This window comes from Ottowia thiooxydans DSM 14619 (assembly GCF_000422885.1).
In the GTDB taxonomy this organism is placed as follows: Bacteria; Pseudomonadota; Gammaproteobacteria; order Burkholderiales; family Burkholderiaceae_C; genus Ottowia; species Ottowia thiooxydans.
This window is the reverse complement of the sequence record NZ_AUGX01000009.1, coordinates 266,630-285,299: the sequence shown is the minus strand read 5'-3', so window position 1 is coordinate 285,299 and position 18,670 is coordinate 266,630. Positions and strand designations below refer to the sequence as shown.

Annotated in this window: 17 protein-coding genes; 9 read left to right on the top strand and 8 right to left on the bottom strand. The window is 56.8% G+C overall.

Annotated features, from left to right (window positions below; translation table 11 throughout):
* Positions 1-6: 6 nt before the first annotated feature.
* Complete coding sequence (locus tag G518_RS0107265) at positions 7-795, bottom strand: ABC transporter ATP-binding protein (RefSeq protein ID WP_028601955.1); 789 nt, start codon at positions 793-795, stop codon at positions 7-9.
* The gene (locus G518_RS0107260; protein ID WP_028601954.1) at positions 792-2,726 is read right to left on the bottom strand and encodes an AMP-dependent synthetase/ligase; all 1,935 of its coding nucleotides are present in this window, start codon (positions 2,724-2,726) and stop codon (positions 792-794) included. The genes G518_RS0107265 and G518_RS0107260 overlap by 4 nt, the downstream gene beginning before the upstream one ends.
* Before the next feature lie 417 nt (positions 2,727-3,143).
* Here G518_RS0107260 and G518_RS0107250 point away from each other — a divergent pair, with 417 nt between their 5' ends.
* The 3 genes from G518_RS0107250 (at position 3,144) to htpG (ending at position 7,189) form a co-directional block, all read left to right on the top strand.
* Positions 3,144-3,851 carry a Crp/Fnr family transcriptional regulator gene (locus tag G518_RS0107250; RefSeq protein ID WP_028601952.1) on the top strand — a complete coding sequence of 236 codons (708 nt, stop codon included), beginning with the start codon at positions 3,144-3,146 and terminating at the stop codon, positions 3,849-3,851.
* Between the two features lie 52 nt (positions 3,852-3,903).
* Positions 3,904-4,728: a pseudouridine synthase gene (locus G518_RS0107245; RefSeq protein WP_051236171.1), complete on the top strand. Its 825-nt coding sequence runs from the start codon at positions 3,904-3,906 to the stop codon at positions 4,726-4,728.
* Positions 4,729-5,104: 376 nt separating this feature from the next.
* Positions 5,105-7,189 (top strand): molecular chaperone HtpG, encoded by a 2,085-nt coding sequence (htpG, locus tag G518_RS0107240; protein ID WP_028601950.1) that lies wholly within the window; start codon positions 5,105-5,107, stop codon positions 7,187-7,189.
* A gap of 942 nt (positions 7,190-8,131) precedes the next feature.
* Here the strand turns inward: htpG and G518_RS0107235 are convergent.
* The gene (locus tag G518_RS0107235; protein WP_028601949.1) at positions 8,132-9,295 is read right to left on the bottom strand and encodes an aminotransferase class V-fold PLP-dependent enzyme; all 1,164 of its coding nucleotides are present in this window, start codon (positions 9,293-9,295) and stop codon (positions 8,132-8,134) included.
* A 183-nt stretch (positions 9,296-9,478) separates the two neighbouring features.
* On the opposite strand from G518_RS0107235, the gene G518_RS0107230 reads away from it, so the two are divergent.
* The 3 genes from G518_RS0107230 to G518_RS0107215 all read left to right on the top strand — a co-directional run bounded on the left by G518_RS0107230 (position 9,479) and on the right by G518_RS0107215 (position 11,865).
* The gene (locus G518_RS0107230; RefSeq protein ID WP_028601948.1) at positions 9,479-10,156 is read left to right on the top strand and encodes a MarC family protein; all 678 of its coding nucleotides are present in this window, start codon (positions 9,479-9,481) and stop codon (positions 10,154-10,156) included.
* A 158-nt stretch (positions 10,157-10,314) separates the two neighbouring features.
* A complete protein-coding gene (locus G518_RS0107225; RefSeq protein ID WP_028601947.1) occupies positions 10,315-11,283 on the top strand; it encodes a Bug family tripartite tricarboxylate transporter substrate binding protein in 969 nt (322 codons plus the stop codon).
* Between the two features lie 369 nt (positions 11,284-11,652).
* On the top strand, positions 11,653-11,865 hold the full coding sequence (locus G518_RS0107215; RefSeq protein ID WP_028601945.1) for a hypothetical protein: 213 nt from the start codon (positions 11,653-11,655) through the stop codon (positions 11,863-11,865).
* A gap of 47 nt (positions 11,866-11,912) precedes the next feature.
* Here G518_RS0107215 and G518_RS39185 read toward each other — a convergent pair whose 3' ends face one another.
* The 5 genes from G518_RS39185 to G518_RS0107195 all read right to left on the bottom strand — a co-directional run bounded on the left by G518_RS39185 (position 11,913) and on the right by G518_RS0107195 (position 15,153).
* Entirely contained in the window at positions 11,913-12,377 is a 465-nt protein-coding gene (locus tag G518_RS39185; protein ID WP_156909311.1) for a tetratricopeptide repeat protein, read from the bottom strand.
* A gap of 173 nt (positions 12,378-12,550) precedes the next feature.
* The gene (locus G518_RS39865) at positions 12,551-12,934 is read right to left on the bottom strand and encodes a DUF4279 domain-containing protein (protein ID WP_156909310.1); all 384 of its coding nucleotides are present in this window, start codon (positions 12,932-12,934) and stop codon (positions 12,551-12,553) included.
* 184 nt (positions 12,935-13,118) lie between these two features.
* The gene (locus G518_RS39180) at positions 13,119-13,583 is read right to left on the bottom strand and encodes a tetratricopeptide repeat protein (protein ID WP_156909309.1); all 465 of its coding nucleotides are present in this window, start codon (positions 13,581-13,583) and stop codon (positions 13,119-13,121) included.
* 163 nt (positions 13,584-13,746) lie between these two features.
* On the bottom strand, positions 13,747-14,235 hold the full coding sequence (locus G518_RS0107200) for an Imm42 family immunity protein (RefSeq protein ID WP_169457910.1): 489 nt from the start codon (positions 14,233-14,235) through the stop codon (positions 13,747-13,749).
* A 231-nt stretch (positions 14,236-14,466) separates the two neighbouring features.
* On the bottom strand, positions 14,467-15,153 hold the full coding sequence (locus G518_RS0107195; protein ID WP_028601943.1) for a YggS family pyridoxal phosphate-dependent enzyme: 687 nt from the start codon (positions 15,151-15,153) through the stop codon (positions 14,467-14,469).
* A 48-nt stretch (positions 15,154-15,201) separates the two neighbouring features.
* On the opposite strand from G518_RS0107195, the gene G518_RS0107190 reads away from it, so the two are divergent.
* From G518_RS0107190 to G518_RS0107180, 3 genes are all read left to right on the top strand, one after another.
* Positions 15,202-16,245 (top strand): type IV pilus twitching motility protein PilT, encoded by a 1,044-nt coding sequence (locus G518_RS0107190; protein ID WP_028601942.1) that lies wholly within the window; start codon positions 15,202-15,204, stop codon positions 16,243-16,245.
* A gap of 330 nt (positions 16,246-16,575) precedes the next feature.
* On the top strand, positions 16,576-17,712 hold the full coding sequence (locus G518_RS0107185; RefSeq protein ID WP_028601941.1) for a PilT/PilU family type 4a pilus ATPase: 1,137 nt from the start codon (positions 16,576-16,578) through the stop codon (positions 17,710-17,712).
* Positions 17,713-17,735: 23 nt separating this feature from the next.
* Positions 17,736-18,653 (top strand): NAD(P)-dependent oxidoreductase, encoded by a 918-nt coding sequence (locus tag G518_RS0107180; RefSeq protein WP_028601940.1) that lies wholly within the window; start codon positions 17,736-17,738, stop codon positions 18,651-18,653.
* The last annotated feature ends 17 nt before the right edge of the window (positions 18,654-18,670 follow it).

Genomic DNA, 18,670 nt, shown 5'->3' with positions numbered 1-18,670 from the left:
CTGCGTTTAGTGACCGGTTCCAAGATAAGCCCGGATCACGTCTTCGTTGTTGCGCACCTCTTGAGGCGTGCCGTCTCCAATCTTCTTGCCGTAGTCGAGCACGACCACGCGGTCGGAGATGTCCATGACCACACCCATATCGTGTTCAATCAACACGATGGTGGTGCCAAACTCATCATTCACATCAAGGATGAAGCGGCACATGTCCTGCTTTTCCTCTACGTTCATGCCAGCCATGGGCTCATCGAGCAGCAGGATGCGTGGCTCCATCGCCAGAGCACGGCCTAGATCGACGCGCTTTTGCAAACCGTAGGGCAACTGGCCCACTGGCGTTTTGCGATAAGCCTGGATTTCCAGGAAATCGATGATGCTTTCCACGAACTGCCGATGCCTGATCTCCTCACGCTCGGCAGGGCCGATGCGCAGCGCCTGCAACAGCAGGTTGCTTTTGATCTTCAGGTTTCGTCCCGACATGATGTTGTCGAGCACGCTCATGCCCTTGAACAGCGCGAGGTTCTGGAATGTTCGTGCCACACCCATCTCGGCCACCTGGCGCGAGTTCATGTGGCTGAAGGTTTTACCCTGGAAGGTGATCGTGCCTTCGCTTGGCGCATACACGCCGTTGATGCAATTGAGCATGGAAGATTTGCCCGCACCGTTAGGGCCGATGATGGCGCGGATCTCATGCTCACGCACATCGAAGCTGATGTCGGTCAGTGCCTTGACACCGCCAAAGCGCAAGCTGATGTTGCTCACTTCCAGAATGACATCGCCAACGCGGGAATTGGTACTCATGCGGCCTCCTTCACCATGGGAAAGATCTTGGCATCGAGAACCTTCAAATTGGCACTGACTTTGCCGGAGCGTCCGTCTTCGAACTTCACCGCGGTCTCTATGAACTGCTCACTGCGGCCTGAGTAAAGCGCTTCGATCAGCACCGCGTATTTTTCGGCAATGAAGCCACGCCGAACTTTCCGCGTGCGGGTGAGTTCATCGTCATCAGGATCAAGCTCTTTATGCAGCACGAAAAGTCGAGCGATCTGGGTATCTGCCATGCCTTCTTCGCCGGCGAGATCCGCATTCACCTTCTCTACGCATTCAGCCATCATCTTGAGCACCTCGGGCTTGGCAGCCAGGTCTACATAGCCTGCATAAGGCAGGCCTTGCCGCTCTGCCCAGTTGCCAACCGCTTCAAAATCGATATTGAGAAAGGCGCATACAGCGTCTCTGCCGTCGCCAAAGCAAACGGCTTCCTTGATCTGCGGGAAGAACTTGAGTTTGTTTTCGATGTAATTGGGCGCGAACATGGCGCCGCTAGCCATCTTGCCCACGTCCTTGGCACGGTCGATGATGCGCAGGTGGCCATCGGAATCAATCACGCCGGCATCGCCGGTGTGAAAGTAACCCTCCGCATCCATCACCTCGGCGGTGGCGTCTGGGCGTTTGTAGTATTCCTTCAGCACTGAGACACCGCGCACCAGCACTTCGCCAGACTCCGCAATCTTCAGCTCAATGCCTGGCGCAGCTTCACCCACGGTGTGCAGCTTCACGCGGCCATTCTTCTGAATACAGACGTAGGCACAGGTTTCCGTCTGGCCATAGAGCTGCTTCAGATTGATACCAATGGAGCGGAAGAACCTGAACAGATCCGGGCCAATGGCCGCACCGGCCGTGTAAGCCACCCGAATGCGCGACAAGCCCATGGCATTCTTGAGAGGCCCATACACCAGGAAATTTCCAGCCGCGTAAAGCAGCCTGTCGCCAAATGGCACCGGCTTTTTATCGAGAATGTCTGAGCCTACGCGGCGCGCTACCGCCATGAATTTCTCGTGCAGCCAGCGCTTCGGTTTGGCCGCATCTTCCATGCGGATCGATACCGAAGTCAGCATGCCTTCAAAAATACGCGGCGGAGCAAAGTAATACGAAGGCCCGATCTCCCGCATGTCAATGTTCACGGTCTCGGCCGACTCAGGACAATTGATGGTGAAGCCCGCCACCATCCACTGCGCCATGGAGAAAAGAAAATCGCCCACCCAGGCAGGAGGCAGATAGGACAGCACGTTATCCGAGCCATTGAGCCCATCGGTGCTCACACCGCCCCGCGCTGAACCAATGAAGCTCGCATGCGTCTGGCATACGCCCTTAGGTTTGCCGGTGGTGCCTGAGGTGTAAAGAATGACAGCCACATCATCTGACTTGCCATCAGCCACCGTGGCGTCAAAGAACCCTGGATGCTCCCGCTCGTGCTTGCGGCCCAGCTCGAACAGCTCATCCACGCTGATCAGGCCACTTTGCTTGTAATTGCGCAGGCCGCGCGGATCGTCATAAATGATGTGCGTCAAGCCGGGGGCGCTTTCACGCAACTCCAGCATCTTGTCTACCTGCTCCTGGTTCTCTGCGAATGCAAAGCGCACCTCGGCATCCTGCAAGACAAACGCCATCTCAGCTGCCACGGCATCCTGGTACATGGGCACCGGCACACCGCGCAAAGCCTGCACGGCCATGAATGAGAGATAGAGATGGGGCCTGTTGTCGCCGACGATAGCCAGGTTCTCGCCCGCCTTGAAGCCGAGCGCCGCCAAGCCACCGGAGAGCCAGCGCACTTCATCCAGTGCGCGCTGCCAACTCCAGGTCTGCCAGATCCCGAACTCCTTCTCACGCAACGCAGGCGCCACGGGGCGTTCGGCGGCATGCTTTTGCAGCAGGCGTGGAAATGTATCGGCCATGGACTCGCTTGTCTCCTATTAGAACGTGTTCACGATCTATCCGGGGTCGCGTTGGGTCGCAATCGGGATGAGTTCGAAGGTCATTCGCGCCGCATGGGCTAGTGCCCATGCAAGCGGATGGCCAAAGAAATCGCCCGATTTCGCCCCAACCCGAAGGGCAAGTGCCATTGCGGGCGGTCTGCGGCGTTGCGACGCTTGCCAATAGCACTGGCTATTGGCTGCGCGCCGCGCCTTGCATCCCATCCCGCACTGGCGCTTGCGCGACCCCGGATAGATCGTGAACACGTTCTTGTTGCGCTCGGCTGTTGCCGTGCTTTGTATGAGGAAGATGATATGCCGATGCTTTGACGTCATGTTGTCGTTTGGACGACAATTCAGACTTAATCCACTAAGGTATTTCCCCTAGGGGTATTCGTCATGCAACAACCCACCCTGCACGATCGCCGACGGCCACTCACGCCTAAGGAGCTGGCTGGCGTGCCCTGGTTATCGCATCTTCGGGCCGAAGAAACCGAGCGCGTGATCGCTGAGTTGCGCGTCAGTGAAGCGCTCACGGGAGAGCTTGTGTTTCGTATGGGACGACCGTCGACTTATTGGTTTGGAGTCATCGATGGTTTGCTCAAAATGACTACCGATACAGCGCAGGGCCAAGCGAGGACCTTCTCCGGCCTTTCGCCCGGTGGCTGGTTCGGCGAAGGCACCGTATTGAAGCGCGAAACCTATCGGTACAACGTTCAGGCCTTACGTCCCAGCCTGGTGGCAGGGTTGCCTGTAGACACGTTTCACTGGCTTCTGGATCACTCCATTGGCTTCAATCGCTTCGTCATGAATCAGCTCAATGAGCGGTTGGCCCAATTCATCGGCGCGCGCCAGGCTGATCGCAGTAAAAGCCCGGAAACACGCGTGGCGCTGAATCTTGCGGCGTTGGTCAACCCGGTGCTTTTCCCCGGCGTGGGCGATTTGCTGCGCATCACGCAGCAGGAGCTGGCCTACCTGGTGGGGCTCTCGCGCCAGCGCGTCAACGAAGCCTTGCAGGCCTTGAGCGATCAGGGCATGGTTCGAATCGAGTATGGTGGTCTTCGCATTCTTAACCCAGTGGCGCTTCGCAGCTGGGATTCAGAATAGACACTAGTTTCTTAAAATACCCCCAATACGCTATTTATTTAATAGTCATCTCATGTCCGAACCACCCCGTTTCCGCCGCGTGACAGCCCCTCTAGAGGCTGGCCAGGCACCCACCACTTCGCGGCTGAACAAGCGCATGTCCGAATTAGGCCTTGCCTCACGCCGCGAGGCCGATGCGTGGATCGAGCGCGGCTTGGTGCGTGTGAATGGCGAGATCGCACGTATGGGCCAGCAGGTGTCTGTGCTGGACCAGATCACGGTCTCCAAGCAAGCAGCCGGTGAGCAGGCCGACCGCGTGACGATCTTGCTGAATAAGCCAATGGGCTACGTGAGCGGCCAAGCAGAAGACGGCCACTCGCCAGCAGCCAGCTTGATCGGGCCGCACAGCCATTGGAGCGAGGACCGCTCCAAGACCCGATTCGCGCCCCATCAAATGCGCGGTCTGGCGCCTGCGGGCCGGCTTGACATTGACTCCATCGGCCTGCTGGTTCTTACACAAGACGGGCGGATTGCCCGCCATCTGATCGGGCAAGATTCCGAGATTGAAAAAGAGTACTTGGTGCGCGTAACGCTCTACGACGCCCCCGAAGCCCAACCCCAAAATACCCAGGCCCGCGTGGACCCCGAGAAAATCGCCCTCCTGCGCCACGGGCTGCAACTGGACAATCAGCCGCTCAAGCCCGCCAAAGTGAGCTGGCAAAACGAGGAGCAGCTTCGCATCGTGCTGCGCGAAGGCAAAAAGCGCCAGATTCGCCGGATGTGCGAGCTGGTAGGCCTGAAAGTGGTGGGTCTCAAGCGCGTGCGGATTGGCAGCGTCGCACTGGGCCAGCTGCCGGTGGGCAAGTGGCGCTATCTTGCGCCGGGCGAATTGTTTTGAAGCAGCGTGTATATGGTGATGAGCTTGAAAACCTTGCCTGACACCCTCAACTAAAACAGGTCCCGATCCCACCTTTGGGTCGCCGTCATTTCCGGTGACCGCCCGCCCGGGTGGCCACTAAGGATTGACGAAAAGCATAGAACCTAAAAAATCCGTTCGCGCTGAGCTTGGCCTGTCCTGAGCATGTCGAAGGGTCGAAGCGTTGCGCAAGGCTTCGACAAGCTCAGCCCGAACGGTTTAATTCCTAACCGAAACCATAGAACCTCAGCCGAAACGGTGTTTACTGGCTCAACGCAAGACAGCGCAGTATTAGTGGCATGCCAAAGCCTCACACCAACCCATTTTTCATTACCTTCCTCTTCTCTCATCCCAACTTATGAGCAAGCAAAAACATTCCTTCCAGGCCGAAGTAGCGCAACTGCTGCATCTGGTCACGCACTCGCTGTATTCCAACAAGGAAATTTTCCTGCGCGAGCTGATTTCCAACGCCTCAGATGCCTGCGATAAGCTCCGCTTCAATGCGCTGGCTGATTCGGCTCTGTATGGCGATCAGCCCGACCTGGAAGTGCGGATCAGCTTCGATAAAACGGCCAAGACCCTCACGGTCACGGATACCGGCATCGGCATGAGCCGCGATGAAGCCATTGATCACCTGGGCACCATCGCCAAGAGCGGCACCAAAGACTTCGTCTCTCGCCTGTCGGGAGATCAAAAGCAAGATTCGCAGCTCATCGGCCAGTTCGGTGTGGGCTTCTATTCAGGCTTCATCGTGGCTGACAAGATCACCGTCGAATCGCGCCGCGCCGGTCTGCCCGCTGAAGAAGGCGTCCGCTGGATCAGCTCCGGCGCCGGAGAATTCGATGTGGAGAACATCACGCGCGCCGAGCGCGGTACCAGCGTCATCCTGCATCTGCGAGACGATGCCTTGGAATACGCCGATGGTTGGCGCCTGAAAGAGCTGATCGGCAAATACTCCGACCACATCAGCCTGCCCATCAAGATGGAAGGCGAGAAATGGGAAGAAGGCAAGGAAGAAGGCCAGCCCGGGGACATGGTGAAAACCGGCGAATGGGAAACCATCAACCAGGCCAGCGCCCTGTGGACCCGCCCCAAGAAAGACATCACCGACGAGCAATTCAAGGACTTCTACAAACAAGTCGCACATGACTGGGAAGATCCCCTGGCCTGGTCGCTCAACCGCGTGGAAGGCTCTACGGAGTACACGCAGTTGCTCTATCTCCCCTCGCACGCGCCGCAAGACCTGTGGGATAGAGACAAAAAAGCCGGTGTGAAGCTGTACGTCAAACGCGTGTTCATCATGGACGACGCGGAGCAACTCATCCCCCGCTACCTGCGCTTCATCAAAGGTGTGGTCGATTCTGCAGACTTGCCGCTGAACGTGAGCCGTGAACTGCTACAGGAAAGCCGCGACGTCCGCTCCATCCGCGAAGGCAATACGCGCCGCGTACTCTCCATGCTGGAAGACTTGGCCAAAGCTGAGCAGGCTGCTGCCAATGCCCCTGCAGCTGCAGCCAGCACTGAGACAAGTGCCGACGCCAAAGTGGATGTGGGCTCTGGCGAATCCACGCCCACGCCCGAACCGACCGAGTTGCCAGAAGACGGCGTCTCCGACGTCGTCGACAAGAACGAAGCCCCCACTGCGGCTGACGCCGCCGTCAAGTTCGCTGAAGAAGCTGCGCAAGAAGGCAAGTACACCACCTTCTGGCGTGAATTCGGCGGCGTGCTAAAGGAAGGCCTGGGCGAAGATGTCGCCAACCGCGAGCGTATTGCCAAGCTGCTGCGCTACGCGTCTACAGCCGGTGATGCCACCAACGTTTCGCTGGCCGACTACAAGGCTCGCATGAAGCCTGGTCAGAAAGCCATTTACTACATCACTGCAGATACCCTGGCCGGTGCACGGAACAGCCCACAGATCGAAGTGTTCAAGAAAAAGGGCATTGAGGTCCTCTTGATGACCGATCGGGTGGATGAGTGGTCGCTTTCCTACATGCAAGACTTCGACGGCACGCCGTTGCAGTCCGTGGCCAAGGGCGCGGTCGATCTGGGTGATCTGCAAGACGAGGCCGAGAAAAAGGCCGCTGAAGAGGCAGCCGAATCAGTCAAGCCCTTGCTGGAACGCCTCAAGGAAGTCCTCAAGGACCAAGTGGAAGACGTGCGCGTTACCACCCGCCTGGTCGATTCGCCGGCCTGCCTGGTGGTCAAGGATGCGGGCATGAGCATGCAACTGGCGCGGATGCTCAAGCAAGCCGGTCAGAAGCTGCCTGATACCAAGCCGGTGTTGGAAATCAACGCGGAGCATGCGCTGGTGAAGAAGCTGGAAGGCAATCCGCGTTTCGATGATCTGGCACACATTCTGTTTGATCAGGCGGTGCTAGCAGAAGGTGGTTTGCCGGATGATCCTGCGGCGTATGTGCGCCGTGTGAACGCCCTGCTGGTCTAAGTGCCTTGCGCCTTCGGCGCAGGTGTATTGACTCCCTCCCCCTCTGGGAGAGGGTTGGGCGGGGCCGGCCAACCGGTGAGGGCAAGCGGCGGTTTGTATTAACCCCCTCTCCCCCTGGGAGAGGGGGGGGCGGCCGGCTGCGGCGTGAGGGCAAGCGGCGGTTGATTTATTGGTAGCGCTTGATAGTTACCTTCTCCTCTTCTCTTGAAGTCGGAGGCCGGGATTGCGCCCGGCGGCGCAGTCCCTTTCTTTGCTCGCACAAAGCAAGTAACCAAAGAAATGCGACCCCAAGTCCGTGTCCCTGCGCTGCGCTCCGGGCACCCTCCGGTGCTCGGTCAAAGGGCGGTGCGGCAAAACTCTCTTCTTTCGCTTCGCTCTCTACGTTCAAACAACTGCCGCAAGCTAGTTCACGAAGCAAGAGCATCTTGCAGTGCTCTTGCCCGCCCCTTGCCCTGCGCTCCTCGGCACGGCCTCAAGGGGTGGGGAGCCTCACTCGGGCCATCACTGCGCTCGGCCCTGCACTGTCAGTCGCAAGCGAGTGGCTTACCCCCTCTCCCGCCAGGCGGGAGAGGGTTGGGCGGGGCCGTCCAACCGGTGAGGGCAGCGGCGGTTGATTGAGCGCTGTAGTTCTCAGCTGCTACTCTTCTCACAAGGCCGGAAGCCGGCATTAGCGCACACGCCTCTCGCTGGCCAACATCGGAAAGTTCGCTGTTACCGCTGAACTCCCGCTCGGCACTCGGCGTATCTGCAAGCGCCATCTATCACGCGCAGCCAACCCAATCACCGAACGAGCGTCGGCCGCTGCGCTAGCCCAATCACCCCTATTGCGGCTCACCCGGCACCACCGGCTCCTCCACCGGACTCCTGTGCGGAACCCCAGGTTGATCCGGCTGCGGTGGCGCCTCTTCCGGAGTGGGATTGCGATGTTCCATCAACCCCATCTCAAGAAGCCTGGGAAGCTACCGCCTTCTCAGGCGCCACCTGCTCCAGCGCCGCCGCCAGTTGGCCCACGCTGCGATCCACATCGTGCCACTTGTCCAACCCAAACAGCCCAATGCGGAACGTGCGGAAATCCGCAGGCTCATCACACATCAAAGGAACACCGCCAGCAGTCTGCAAACCTACAGCGATAAATTTCTTCGCGTTCTGAATATCTGGATCAGTGGTGTAGCTCACCACCACACCCGGCGCCTTGAAGCCCTCGGCCGCCACACTCGGAAAGCCCTGGCTTTCAAACAGCGCGCGCACCTTGCGCCCTAATTCCACCTGCTCCGCCTGCACCTTGGCAAAGCCGTACTTGCGCGTCTCCTGCATCGCGTCACGCAGATCCAGCAGCGCCATGGTTGGCATGGTGGCGTGATACGCATGGCTGCCAGTCTCATAAGACTGCATGATCTGATGCCACTTCTTCAGATCGCAAGAAAAACTGCTGCTGGTGGTGCCTTCCATGGCCTTAAGCGCACGCTCAGACAAACCCACCATGGCGCAAGCCGGGGAGCTGCTCCAGCCCTTTTGCGGCGCGCTGACCAACACATCCACACCAATGGCCCGCATATCCACCCACATCGCGCCCGATGCAATGCAATCCAGCACAAACAAGCCACCGGCCGCATGCGTGGCTTCTGCGACCCGGCGCAGATAGCCATCGGGAAGGATCATGCCGCTGGCAGTTTCAACGTGCGGGGCAAACACCACGGCGGGCTTTACACGCGCAATGGTCGCTTCCACTTCCTCAATGGGCGCGGGCACCCAGGGCGCTTGGGAATCTTCATTCACCCGGCGCGCTTTCAACACCGTGATGTTTTCTGGAGCGGTGATCTTCCCCATCTCCAGAATTTGCGACCAGCGGTAGCTGAAGAAGCCGTTGCGCAAAATCACAACCTTCTGATCACCAGCGAACTGCCTGGCCACCGCTTCCATACCAAAGGTGCCGCTGCCAGGCACCAGCGCCGTGGAATCCGCGCCGTAAATCTCTTTCATGACGCCAGAAATGTCTTTCATCACGCCCTGAAAGCGCTTGGACATGTGATTGAGCGCACGGTCGGTGTAAACCACCGAGAATTCGAGCAAGCCATCTGGATCGACATCAGGCAACAATGCTGGCATAAAAGTCTCCACTATCGGGCGCTGGTCTAGCGCCTCATGAAAAAAAGGCCCCCACGCTCCCCGCTTCGCGAGGTCCGCGGCCCCCGAGGGGGTGCTTTTCATTTTGGGGCGGCCCGCAATAAAAAAGCCAGCTTAGCACGTAGTGCGCTGGGTAGAAATTCCTCAAACGAATACATTAGTGCTATGGAAATTCCTGCATTCGCCCTTTTATTTGGCAAAAGCTTTCTGTTCGCACTCGCGGCGGTACTGCCCATCGTCAATCCCCCCGCCTCCGCGCCGGTGTTCGTCAACCTCACCCAGGGGCTTGACCGCTCCACGCGCAGCATGCTCGCCCGCCGCGTTGGCATCAACGTGGTGCTCATGCTCACAGGAGCCATGCTGATCGGCACCTACGTGCTCGATTTCTTCGGTGTGTCCCTGCCCATCGTGCGCGTAGCCGGTGGCTTGATCGTGGCATTCACTGCCTGGAACATGCTGTATGCCCCGCAGATCACCAACGACCACAAAGCCGAGATGGCGCAGTCGCTGACACAAGAAAATGTGCGGATTCAAGCGTTCTATCCCATGGCCTTCCCGCTGACATGCGGCCCCGGGGGCATTTCCGCTGCCATCACCGTGGGTGCCGCCTTACACAGTAGTCAATGGTCTACTTCCCTGGCCAACTTTGGCGGAGGCGTCACCGCCATGCTGGCCACCGGCCTGCTGGTCATGCTCACCTACCGCTATGCGGGCCAACTCCTGCGCCCACTGGGCGAGGTAGGCTTAATCGTTTTTCTCCGCTTATCTGCCTTCATCCTGCTTTGCATCGGGGTGCAGATTCTTTGGACTGGCGTTACGGAGTTGATACAGGAAATCAAGTGACCTCCGGCGCATGAGTTGAGCCCTGCGACACCACGAGGTGTTCCTGCGCTTTTTTTCTCGCATCCAGAGATTTTGAAGACGCAGTTAGGGAAATGCCCACCGCACAAACTCCCTGGGCGCGCTTACCATCCGGCCATATTCCATCAAGGTCAGAGCCCATGTTGCCCAAGCGCTTCCCCGCCCTCATCGCTACCCTGCTGGTAGCCGCCAGCACTCAGGTGTTTGCCGCCTTCCCAGATAAACCCATCAAGGTCGTGATTGGTTTCCCCGCTGGCGGCCCGCTAGACCAGCACGCCCGGTTGCTGTCAGAAAAACTGCAGGCCGTACTGGGCCAGCCGTTGATCGTGGACTACAAACCCGGTGCGGGTGGCTCAGTAGGAGCCGAATCAGTGGCACGCAGCCCGGCAGACGGCTACACCATCATGCTGGCCAACACCGGGGTCATGGTGATCAACGGCGCGCTCTACAACAAGCTGCCCTACAACACCCTGAAAGACTTCGTGCCTATCGCGCGCACGGCTCAGCAGCCTCTTGCGCTGCTGGTGAACAACAACGTACCGGCCAAGAACCTGAAGGAATTCCGCGACTACGCCGCCAAGAACCCGGGCAAACTCAACTATGGCTCGGCAGGCAATGGGGGCATCTCCCACCTGGTGCCTGAAATGTTCAAGAACGCCACCGGCCTGTTCATGGTGCACATTCCTTACCGCGGTAGCGCCCCGGCTTTCACCGACCTGATGGGCGGCCAGGTGCAATTCATGGCCGAATCCATCCCCCAAGCGGCCAGTTACCACAAGCAGGGCAAAGTACGTGCCCTGGCCGTGACCAGCCGCGAGCGCAACCCTGCCCTGCCTGACATCCCGACCGCTATGGAGTCTGGCCTGAAAGATTTTGAAGTGGTGGGCTTCTACGGCTTCCTGGCTCCCGCCGGCACTCCGCCTGACGTAGTAGCCAAGCTCAGCGACGCCTTCAAGCAAGTGCTGACCAACCCCGAAATGCGCAACCGCATGGTGTCCCAGGGCGCCGATCCGGCCTTCCTGGACAGCGCAGGCTTTGCCAAGTTTCTAGCAGCCGAAACGCCGCGCTGGGAAAAGGCAGTGAAGGCATCCGGCGCCAGGATGGACTAAGCATAGAGCGGGTTTAAAGTCTCCTCGCAGCCCCATGGCAGGTTCTGCCGTGCGGCTTGCACTTTCACCCGCAAGCAGCCCAGGCGCTGGACAGCACACCCAATTTGGGTGTGATCGTACCCATTTTGGATTTCGAAATGACCTCCACTCCCGACCACGAGCCTCGCGGATACGTTGACCGCGCTGTGATTCCCACCTTCCCGACTCATGCGGTTCACTCCAAGCGCCTGCAAGCACAAGAGCCCTTCTGATTCGGGAACGTGGGCACCCGAGATCTGGCTCGCCAGAGGTAAAGTGACCTCGCCATTTGGAAATCCCAGTGTCCCGGGAAAACTTCGGCAGGCACAGCGGCCAGCAGAATACAGGGACATGAAGCCCGAAAACTCGGTGAGTGCAAAGACGATCCAAGTAGACGATCTCACCGTCACTGATTTGGTGGATGATTCAAACACGTCGCAACCAAGCTTGACGCGCTGGCATCGGTCTTCAACTGAAAAAAGAAAGTCCAGCCACAACTTCAGGATTCAGTCGCAAGTGCCGTTGGTCGATTTCGATGCCGACGGCTATCGTCAAGCTTCGTAGATGACCATGTCGGGCTGATGCAAGGCAACAGGTAATTTACTCAACCTCTATCGGTCGGTCACCCTTAACGCATCTGCTCGCCGAAACCAAATCTCTGCAATTTTTCGGTCGCGATCGACTCCGATTCCCAAATAAAGGCAACGTCCCACTGCAGCGTGCGATTCTTTATCACCATTCAGAGCAGCTGCTAAATAGTGCCTATACGCAGCTCGATAATTTTTTCTTATCCCATATCCAAGTTCGTAGCTAACTGCCAAGTCAAAATGCGCATCGGCAACATCGGCTTCAGTTGCACTCTTCAGGAGCTTAGTAGCCAGCTTTATGTTAGCCGGGTACTCTCCATGGCCATGGAGGTACCACGTAGCCAACGCGTAACTTGCTCGGCGATCCCCGTCCTGATGCGCTTTTTCAATCAATGATTGAACCAACTCCTTGTTTGGATTGCTGCTTGCAGCCTCTTTTAAAGCCTGGTCGTGAGTATTTTTGGATACTTCGCACGTAGTTTTTCGCACAGATAGGACTCTCAGTTGAGTTCGAGCTTGAGACGAGATAGGCGCGCCCCGCGACTTAGCTACACAACACGGCCGGATCCGCCCGCGCGGCCCATAGGGTTTGTCACGCACGAGAACAAAAATATGCGATCCCTGGCAAACTATCGCTGACTCTCATAAATACGGCAACCCCATCAATTCAATCTATTTATTTCCAAAGATACGCGCAAATCACCCAATAATTTAAGTTGAGAGCTATCGAGGGTAGTACCAGAAAAACCATTCGAATCAAGACTGATGAATAAACTTAGGTGCCCCCCTGAATTTGAGAAATCTTCAATATCATCTCTTTTTTTTGCTAGCGTTGCGGCAATATTTTCAATTGTCTGCCCGAGATCGAAATTGTCATTCTCCTCAATTTCACAAACACAGTATGAGTAGTCTGCTGTTCTATTTTTTGGCAAGCTGTCACCATTGCTCCATATTCTCTTAATATTGAGTCCGAGAGTATTTGCAAGACAACTCAAGTCACCCTCTTTTTTTCTGAGGCGCAGCGACAGGAAAAAATCATTTTTCATTTTTACAACCCAGTGAGCCCTTGCGTATAGCCATCGAACGTTGAGTTCCTATCCGGATCAGTGCTGTTACGTCTCCCTTAGAAGCGGCGCCTGTCCAGTCGCACGGGTCGGCCCCAGCGTTCTAAACTCTGAGGAGGCCGCTCGATGACACCCCTAAGTTTAAGGGGGCGCTTTCCGATGAGCGCTATCGCTCGGTTACCCCTAACGCATCCGCTCGTCGAAGCCAAATATCAGCAATTTTTCGATCCCGATTGACTCCAATCCCATAATAAAGGCAGCGCCCCACTTCAGCGTGCGCTTCTTCATCGCCATTAAGAGCAGCTGCCAAATAATGTCGGTACGCAGTTCGAAGATTTTTTCTTATCCCAAGTCCAACTTCGTAGCAATATGCCAAATCAAAATGCGCATCGTCGATGTCGGCTCCAGCTGCAGTTTTTAGCAGCTTAATAGCCTGTTTTAAGTCTACTGGATACGCCTTATCCCCATGGAGATACCAAGTTGCCAATGCGTAGCTTGCGCGAGGATCCCCGCCCTGATGTGCTTTTTCGAGCAATGATTGAGCCAACTTCATATCTGGATGGCTACGCGTCGCTGCTTCTAGCGCAAGATCGTAAGGATCTTTCGAAATTTCACACTTCTTTTTGCGCACAGATAGAACTCCCAGTTGAGGTCAGGCTTGAGACGAGATAGTGGCACCACGCTTTAGCGACACAGCACCGCCCGACGCGCCCAATCGGCCCAAGAACATAAGCATAGATATTCCTTATAACCATCCCGAGAAAATTCCATCGACGTCAAAAGAATTAACTGACTTATGGCGAACCTTCATTTATCCAAGCGAGAACATCCGACAACAATATATTCACATAACTTTCTTCAATTTCCAACGATTCATAATAGTCCCCTTCTCTATTTCCAACGAGTATTTTCGACTTACCATCAGACATCGTAACCAAGTAGATTACATAGCCCAAATCTCCAATTGCAAGATCAAATAAATCATGAAGTGAATATTTGTCTCTGAAATTCTCAAACATACCAGCCCGCCAATCCTCTCCATACATATTTCTGTGTAGATATGAAAAGGCAACACGATCCACCTGCTGGTTAATTTTTCTGAGACCAGCAAATTTCAACAATGAATTTATGGCCAATACCACTGTACCGTGCATCTCCGTTTCCTCAAAATCTCCTAATTCTTCATCATTAATATAAAAATGTGCCCGCACAAAAGCAATTCCATCACGAAAACTAGATTTCTCACATTCAATTGCGAATATTTCTTTATTTCCAAAAATCAATTTGTCTTCCTCCCTGGATACTGGCGCGAGACCTCCTCGATGGATGGGCGCACCGATCTCTTTGTTTGGTCACAATTTGGCACAGCTAACGCTAAATATTCTTAACGTGGATCAGAAATTCCACTGAATCACGCAAAAGTGGACGAAGAAGCAAAAAGTCGTCTCGATTTAAGAGGCAAGGCGCTGACAGCCTGATCGCTGAAATCAAAAGGTAGTTCGCCAGGGCTGGAGTTAGCCCCCCCGAGATCCAAAAATAGCCGTTCCCACCCGCACCATAGTGCTGCCCGCCGCAATGGCAGCCTCAAGATCAGCACTCATACCAATCGACAAGGTATCCAGCGTAAGGCCCTCGCCGCGAAGCTCTTCGAATACGAGGCGTGCCCGTTCATGCAGAGCAAGTGCGCTGACGAAATCCGGAGCAGGCTCTGGAATGCACATGATTCCGCGCAAGCGCAAGTTGGGCAGTGCCGTTATGGCACGCGCCAACGCCATAGCTTCGCTAGGTACAACGCCGGATTTCGTGGGCCCGCCGTCCACATTGACCTGGATACAAACCTGAAGCGGTGCCATGGTGGCAGGCCGCTGCGCGGAGAGTCTTTCTGCGGTCTTCAACCTGTCGATTGTGTGCACCCAATCGAAGTGCTCGGCCACCAAACGCGTTTTGTTGCTCTGGATGGGGCCAATGCAATGCCATTGCAGGGGCAGATCGCGCAGGGCGGTGATCTTTTCAACGCCTTCCTGGATATAGTTTTCTCCAAAAGCCTGCTGGCCGGCAGCATAGGCCTCGCGCACGGCGTCAGGTCCGTAAGTCTTGGAGACGGCCAGCAGCGTGACCGAATTCGCCGAGCGGCCGAATTGTGTGGCGGCGGTCTCGATTCGTTCGTGCACTTTGTGCAGCTTGTCTGCGATCATCGTCATAATCCTCGCAGCGTACCAAACTGAAAACAACCCTGACTGAGGAACTTCGTGGACATTACGCAATTACTGGCGTTCAGCGTCAAGAACAAGGCATCCGATCTGCACCTTTCTGCAGGCTTGCCACCGATGATCCGCGTCCATGGCGATGTGCGGAGGCTGAACGTAGAGCCGCTGGAACACAAACAAGTGTTCGCGATGATCTACGACATCATGAACGACACCCAGCGCAAGGCGTATGAGGAGTTCCTGGAGATCGATTTCTCCTTTGAAATTGAGGGTTTGGCGCGTTTTCGCGTTAACGCTTTCAACCAGGCTCGTGGCGCAGCGGCGGTGCTGCGGACCATTCCAAGCAAGATCCTGACGCTTGAGCAGTTAGCAGCGCCAAAGATCTTTGGTGACCTTGCGCTCAAGCCCCGGGGCCTGGTGCTGGTAACCGGCCCCACGGGTTCCGGCAAATCGACCACGCTGGCCGCCATGGTGAACCACCTGAATGAAAACGAGTATGGCCACGTGCTCACGGTGGAAGACCCGATCGAATTTGTGCACGAATCCAAGAAGTGCCTGATCAACCAGCGCGAAGTGGGCGCCATGACGCAAAGTTTCTCCGCCGCGCTGAAATCAGCCTTGCGGGAAGACCCTGACGCCATTTTGGTGGGGGAACTGCGCGATCTTGAAACCATTCGCCTGGCCATGACGGCGGCCGAAACGGGCCATTTGGTGTTTGGCACACTGCACACGTCCTCAGCCGCTAAAACGATTGACCGGATCATTGACGTATTTCCAGCGGCGGAAAAGGAGATGGTGCGCACCATGCTCTCTGAATCGCTGCAGGCGGTGATTTCCCAGACGCTGTGCAAGACCAAGGATGGGCATGGGCGCGTAGCCGCTCATGAAATCATGCTGGGCTCCAGCGCCATTCGAAACCTGATTCGCGAAGCTAAAGTGGCTCAGATGTATTCGGTGATCCAGACCAGTGCGAATACCGGGATGCAGACGCTGGATCAAAACCTGACGGACCTGGTGAAGCGCAACCTCATCAGCGTGGGTGAGGCGCGGAGCAAAGCGAAGACCCCTGAGAACTTCCCCGGCTGAGATGGGCACCCCCCTGAGGCGCTTTGCGCCATCCCCCCTGGGGGGACGCAGCCAGCGGACTGGCAAAGCCAGCTCCGCGGCTACTCACGCATGGCCTGCTCCGCGGCCGTCTGAATTTGGGTGCCTCAATCGCTTATGGGGTGGGGCGAGGGCTACGATAGCTAGGAGTCAGCGGTCTAGAAAAGCCAGCTCCGCGGCTACTCGCGCATGGCCTGCTCCGCGGCCTTCTGATGTTGGGTACGTCAGTCGCCTATGGGATGGGGTTAAGGCTACGATAACTAGTGTCGTGTGGGTAGGTCACTAAGATCATCATTTGGTGAGGAGAAAGACATGGAACGCGATCAGGCGAGTAAATTCATTAATGACTTGCTCAAGCTCATGCTTGCTCGCAAGGGCAGCGACCTTTTCATCACCGCCGACTTTCCACCCGCGATCAAGGTCGACGGCATGGTTACCAAGGTGTCACCGCAGCCGCTGACGGCGGCGCACACCCTTGCGCTCGCTCGCGCCGTGATGAGCGACAAGCAGGCGGCTGAGTTTGAACGCACCAAAGAGTGCAACTTTGCGGTCGCGCCGGCCGGTGTGGGCCGCTTTCGCTGCAACGCTTTTGTGCAGATGGGCAAGGTGGGCTTGGTGATGCGGGTGATCCCGGCCGATCTGCCGACGATCGACGATTTGGGTATGCCGCAGATTCTGAAGAGCGTGGCGATGTCCAAGCGCGGGCTCACCATCCTGGTGGGCGCCACGGGCTCAGGCAAATCGACCTCGTTGGCAGCCATGGTGGATTGGCGCAACATCAACTCGCAAGGGCACATCGTGACGGTGGAAGACCCTGTGGAATTCGTGCACCCGCACAAGAACTGCATCGTGACGCAGCGTGAGGTGGGGCTGGACACGGAAGATTGGGGCACGGCGCTCAAGAATTCTCTGCGGCAAGCGCCCGATGTGATTTTGATGGGCGAGATCCGCGACCGCGAAACCATGGAGCATGCCGTGGCCTTCGCCGAAACCGGCCACCTGTGCCTGGCCACGCTGCATGCCAACTCTGCCAACCAGGCTCTGGACCGCATCATCAACTTTTTCCCGGAAGAGCGGCGCGGCCAGTTGCTCATGGATCTTTCATTGAATCTGCGCGCGCTGATTTCGCAACGCCTGATCGTGCGGCAAGACGGCAAGGGCCGCACGGCTGCCTTCGAGATCATGCTGAACTCCCCCCTGATTTCAGACTTGATCTTCAAAGGCGAAGTCACAGAGATCAAAGAAATCATGAAAAAGAGCCGTGAAATCGGCATGCAGACCTTTGACCAGGCGCTTTTCGACGCCTTCGAGAAAAACCTGATCAGCTATGAAGATGCGCTGCGCAATGCGGATTCGGCCAATGACCTGCGATTGCAGATCAAGCTGACGAGCAAGCGGGCCAAGTCTCTGGATCTCGCCGCAGGCACCGAGCATTTACAAATCGTCTGAGGGCAGGCGCCCTCCTTTTTCTTATGACCATTCAGATCAACTCCAAAACCTACGAACCAACCTCTTCGCGCCAAGTAGCCTTTTTGGGTCTTGGCGTCATGGGCGCGCCCATGGCCGGCCACCTGGCCAAAGCTGGCCACAAAGTCACGGTGTACAACCGCACTCCCGCGAAGTCAGAAGCCTTGTGCGCCCAGTTGGCGTCTACCGGCCAAGTGAGCCGCGCGGACACGCCCGCGCAGGCTGCGGCGCAAGCAGACATCGTATTCTGCTGCGTTGGAAATGACGACGATCTGCGCTCTGTGGTTCTAGGCGATACCGGTGCTTTCGCTGGCATGAAACCAGGCGCCATTTTTGTTGACCATACAACCGCTTCAGCCACCGTGGCGCGCGAGCTTGATAGCGCCGCCCGCGCCCTTGGTCTGCGCTTTATCGACGCGCCTGTATCCGGCGGCGAGGCAGGTGCGCAAAATGGCCTGCTCACGGTGATGTGTGGCGGCGAGGCGCCAGCCTTTGATGAAGTTACGCCAGTGGCCATGGCCTTCTCGCGCGCCTTCACGCTGATGGGGCCGAGTGGTTCGGGCCAGTTGACCAAGATGGTCAATCAGATCTGCATTGCTGGCTTGGTTCAGGGCCTTTCTGAAGCCGTGGCCTTTGGTCAACGTGCCGGCTTGGATATAGAGCAGGTTCTGCAAGTGATTGGCAAGGGCGCGGCCCAGAGCTGGCAGCTGGACAATCGCGGCTCCACCATGGGGAAGGGTAAATTCGATTTTGGCTTTGCGGTCGATTGGATGCGCAAAGACCTGGGGCTGGTGTTCGATGAGGCCAAGCGCAATGGCGCACGCGTGCCGGTGACGGCCCTGGTGGATCAGTTTTATGCGGATGTGCAGCAAATGGGTGGTGGGCGCTGGGATACCTCGAGTCTTGTTAAAAGACTGAAGTAAGCAAGAAACCGGCGGCA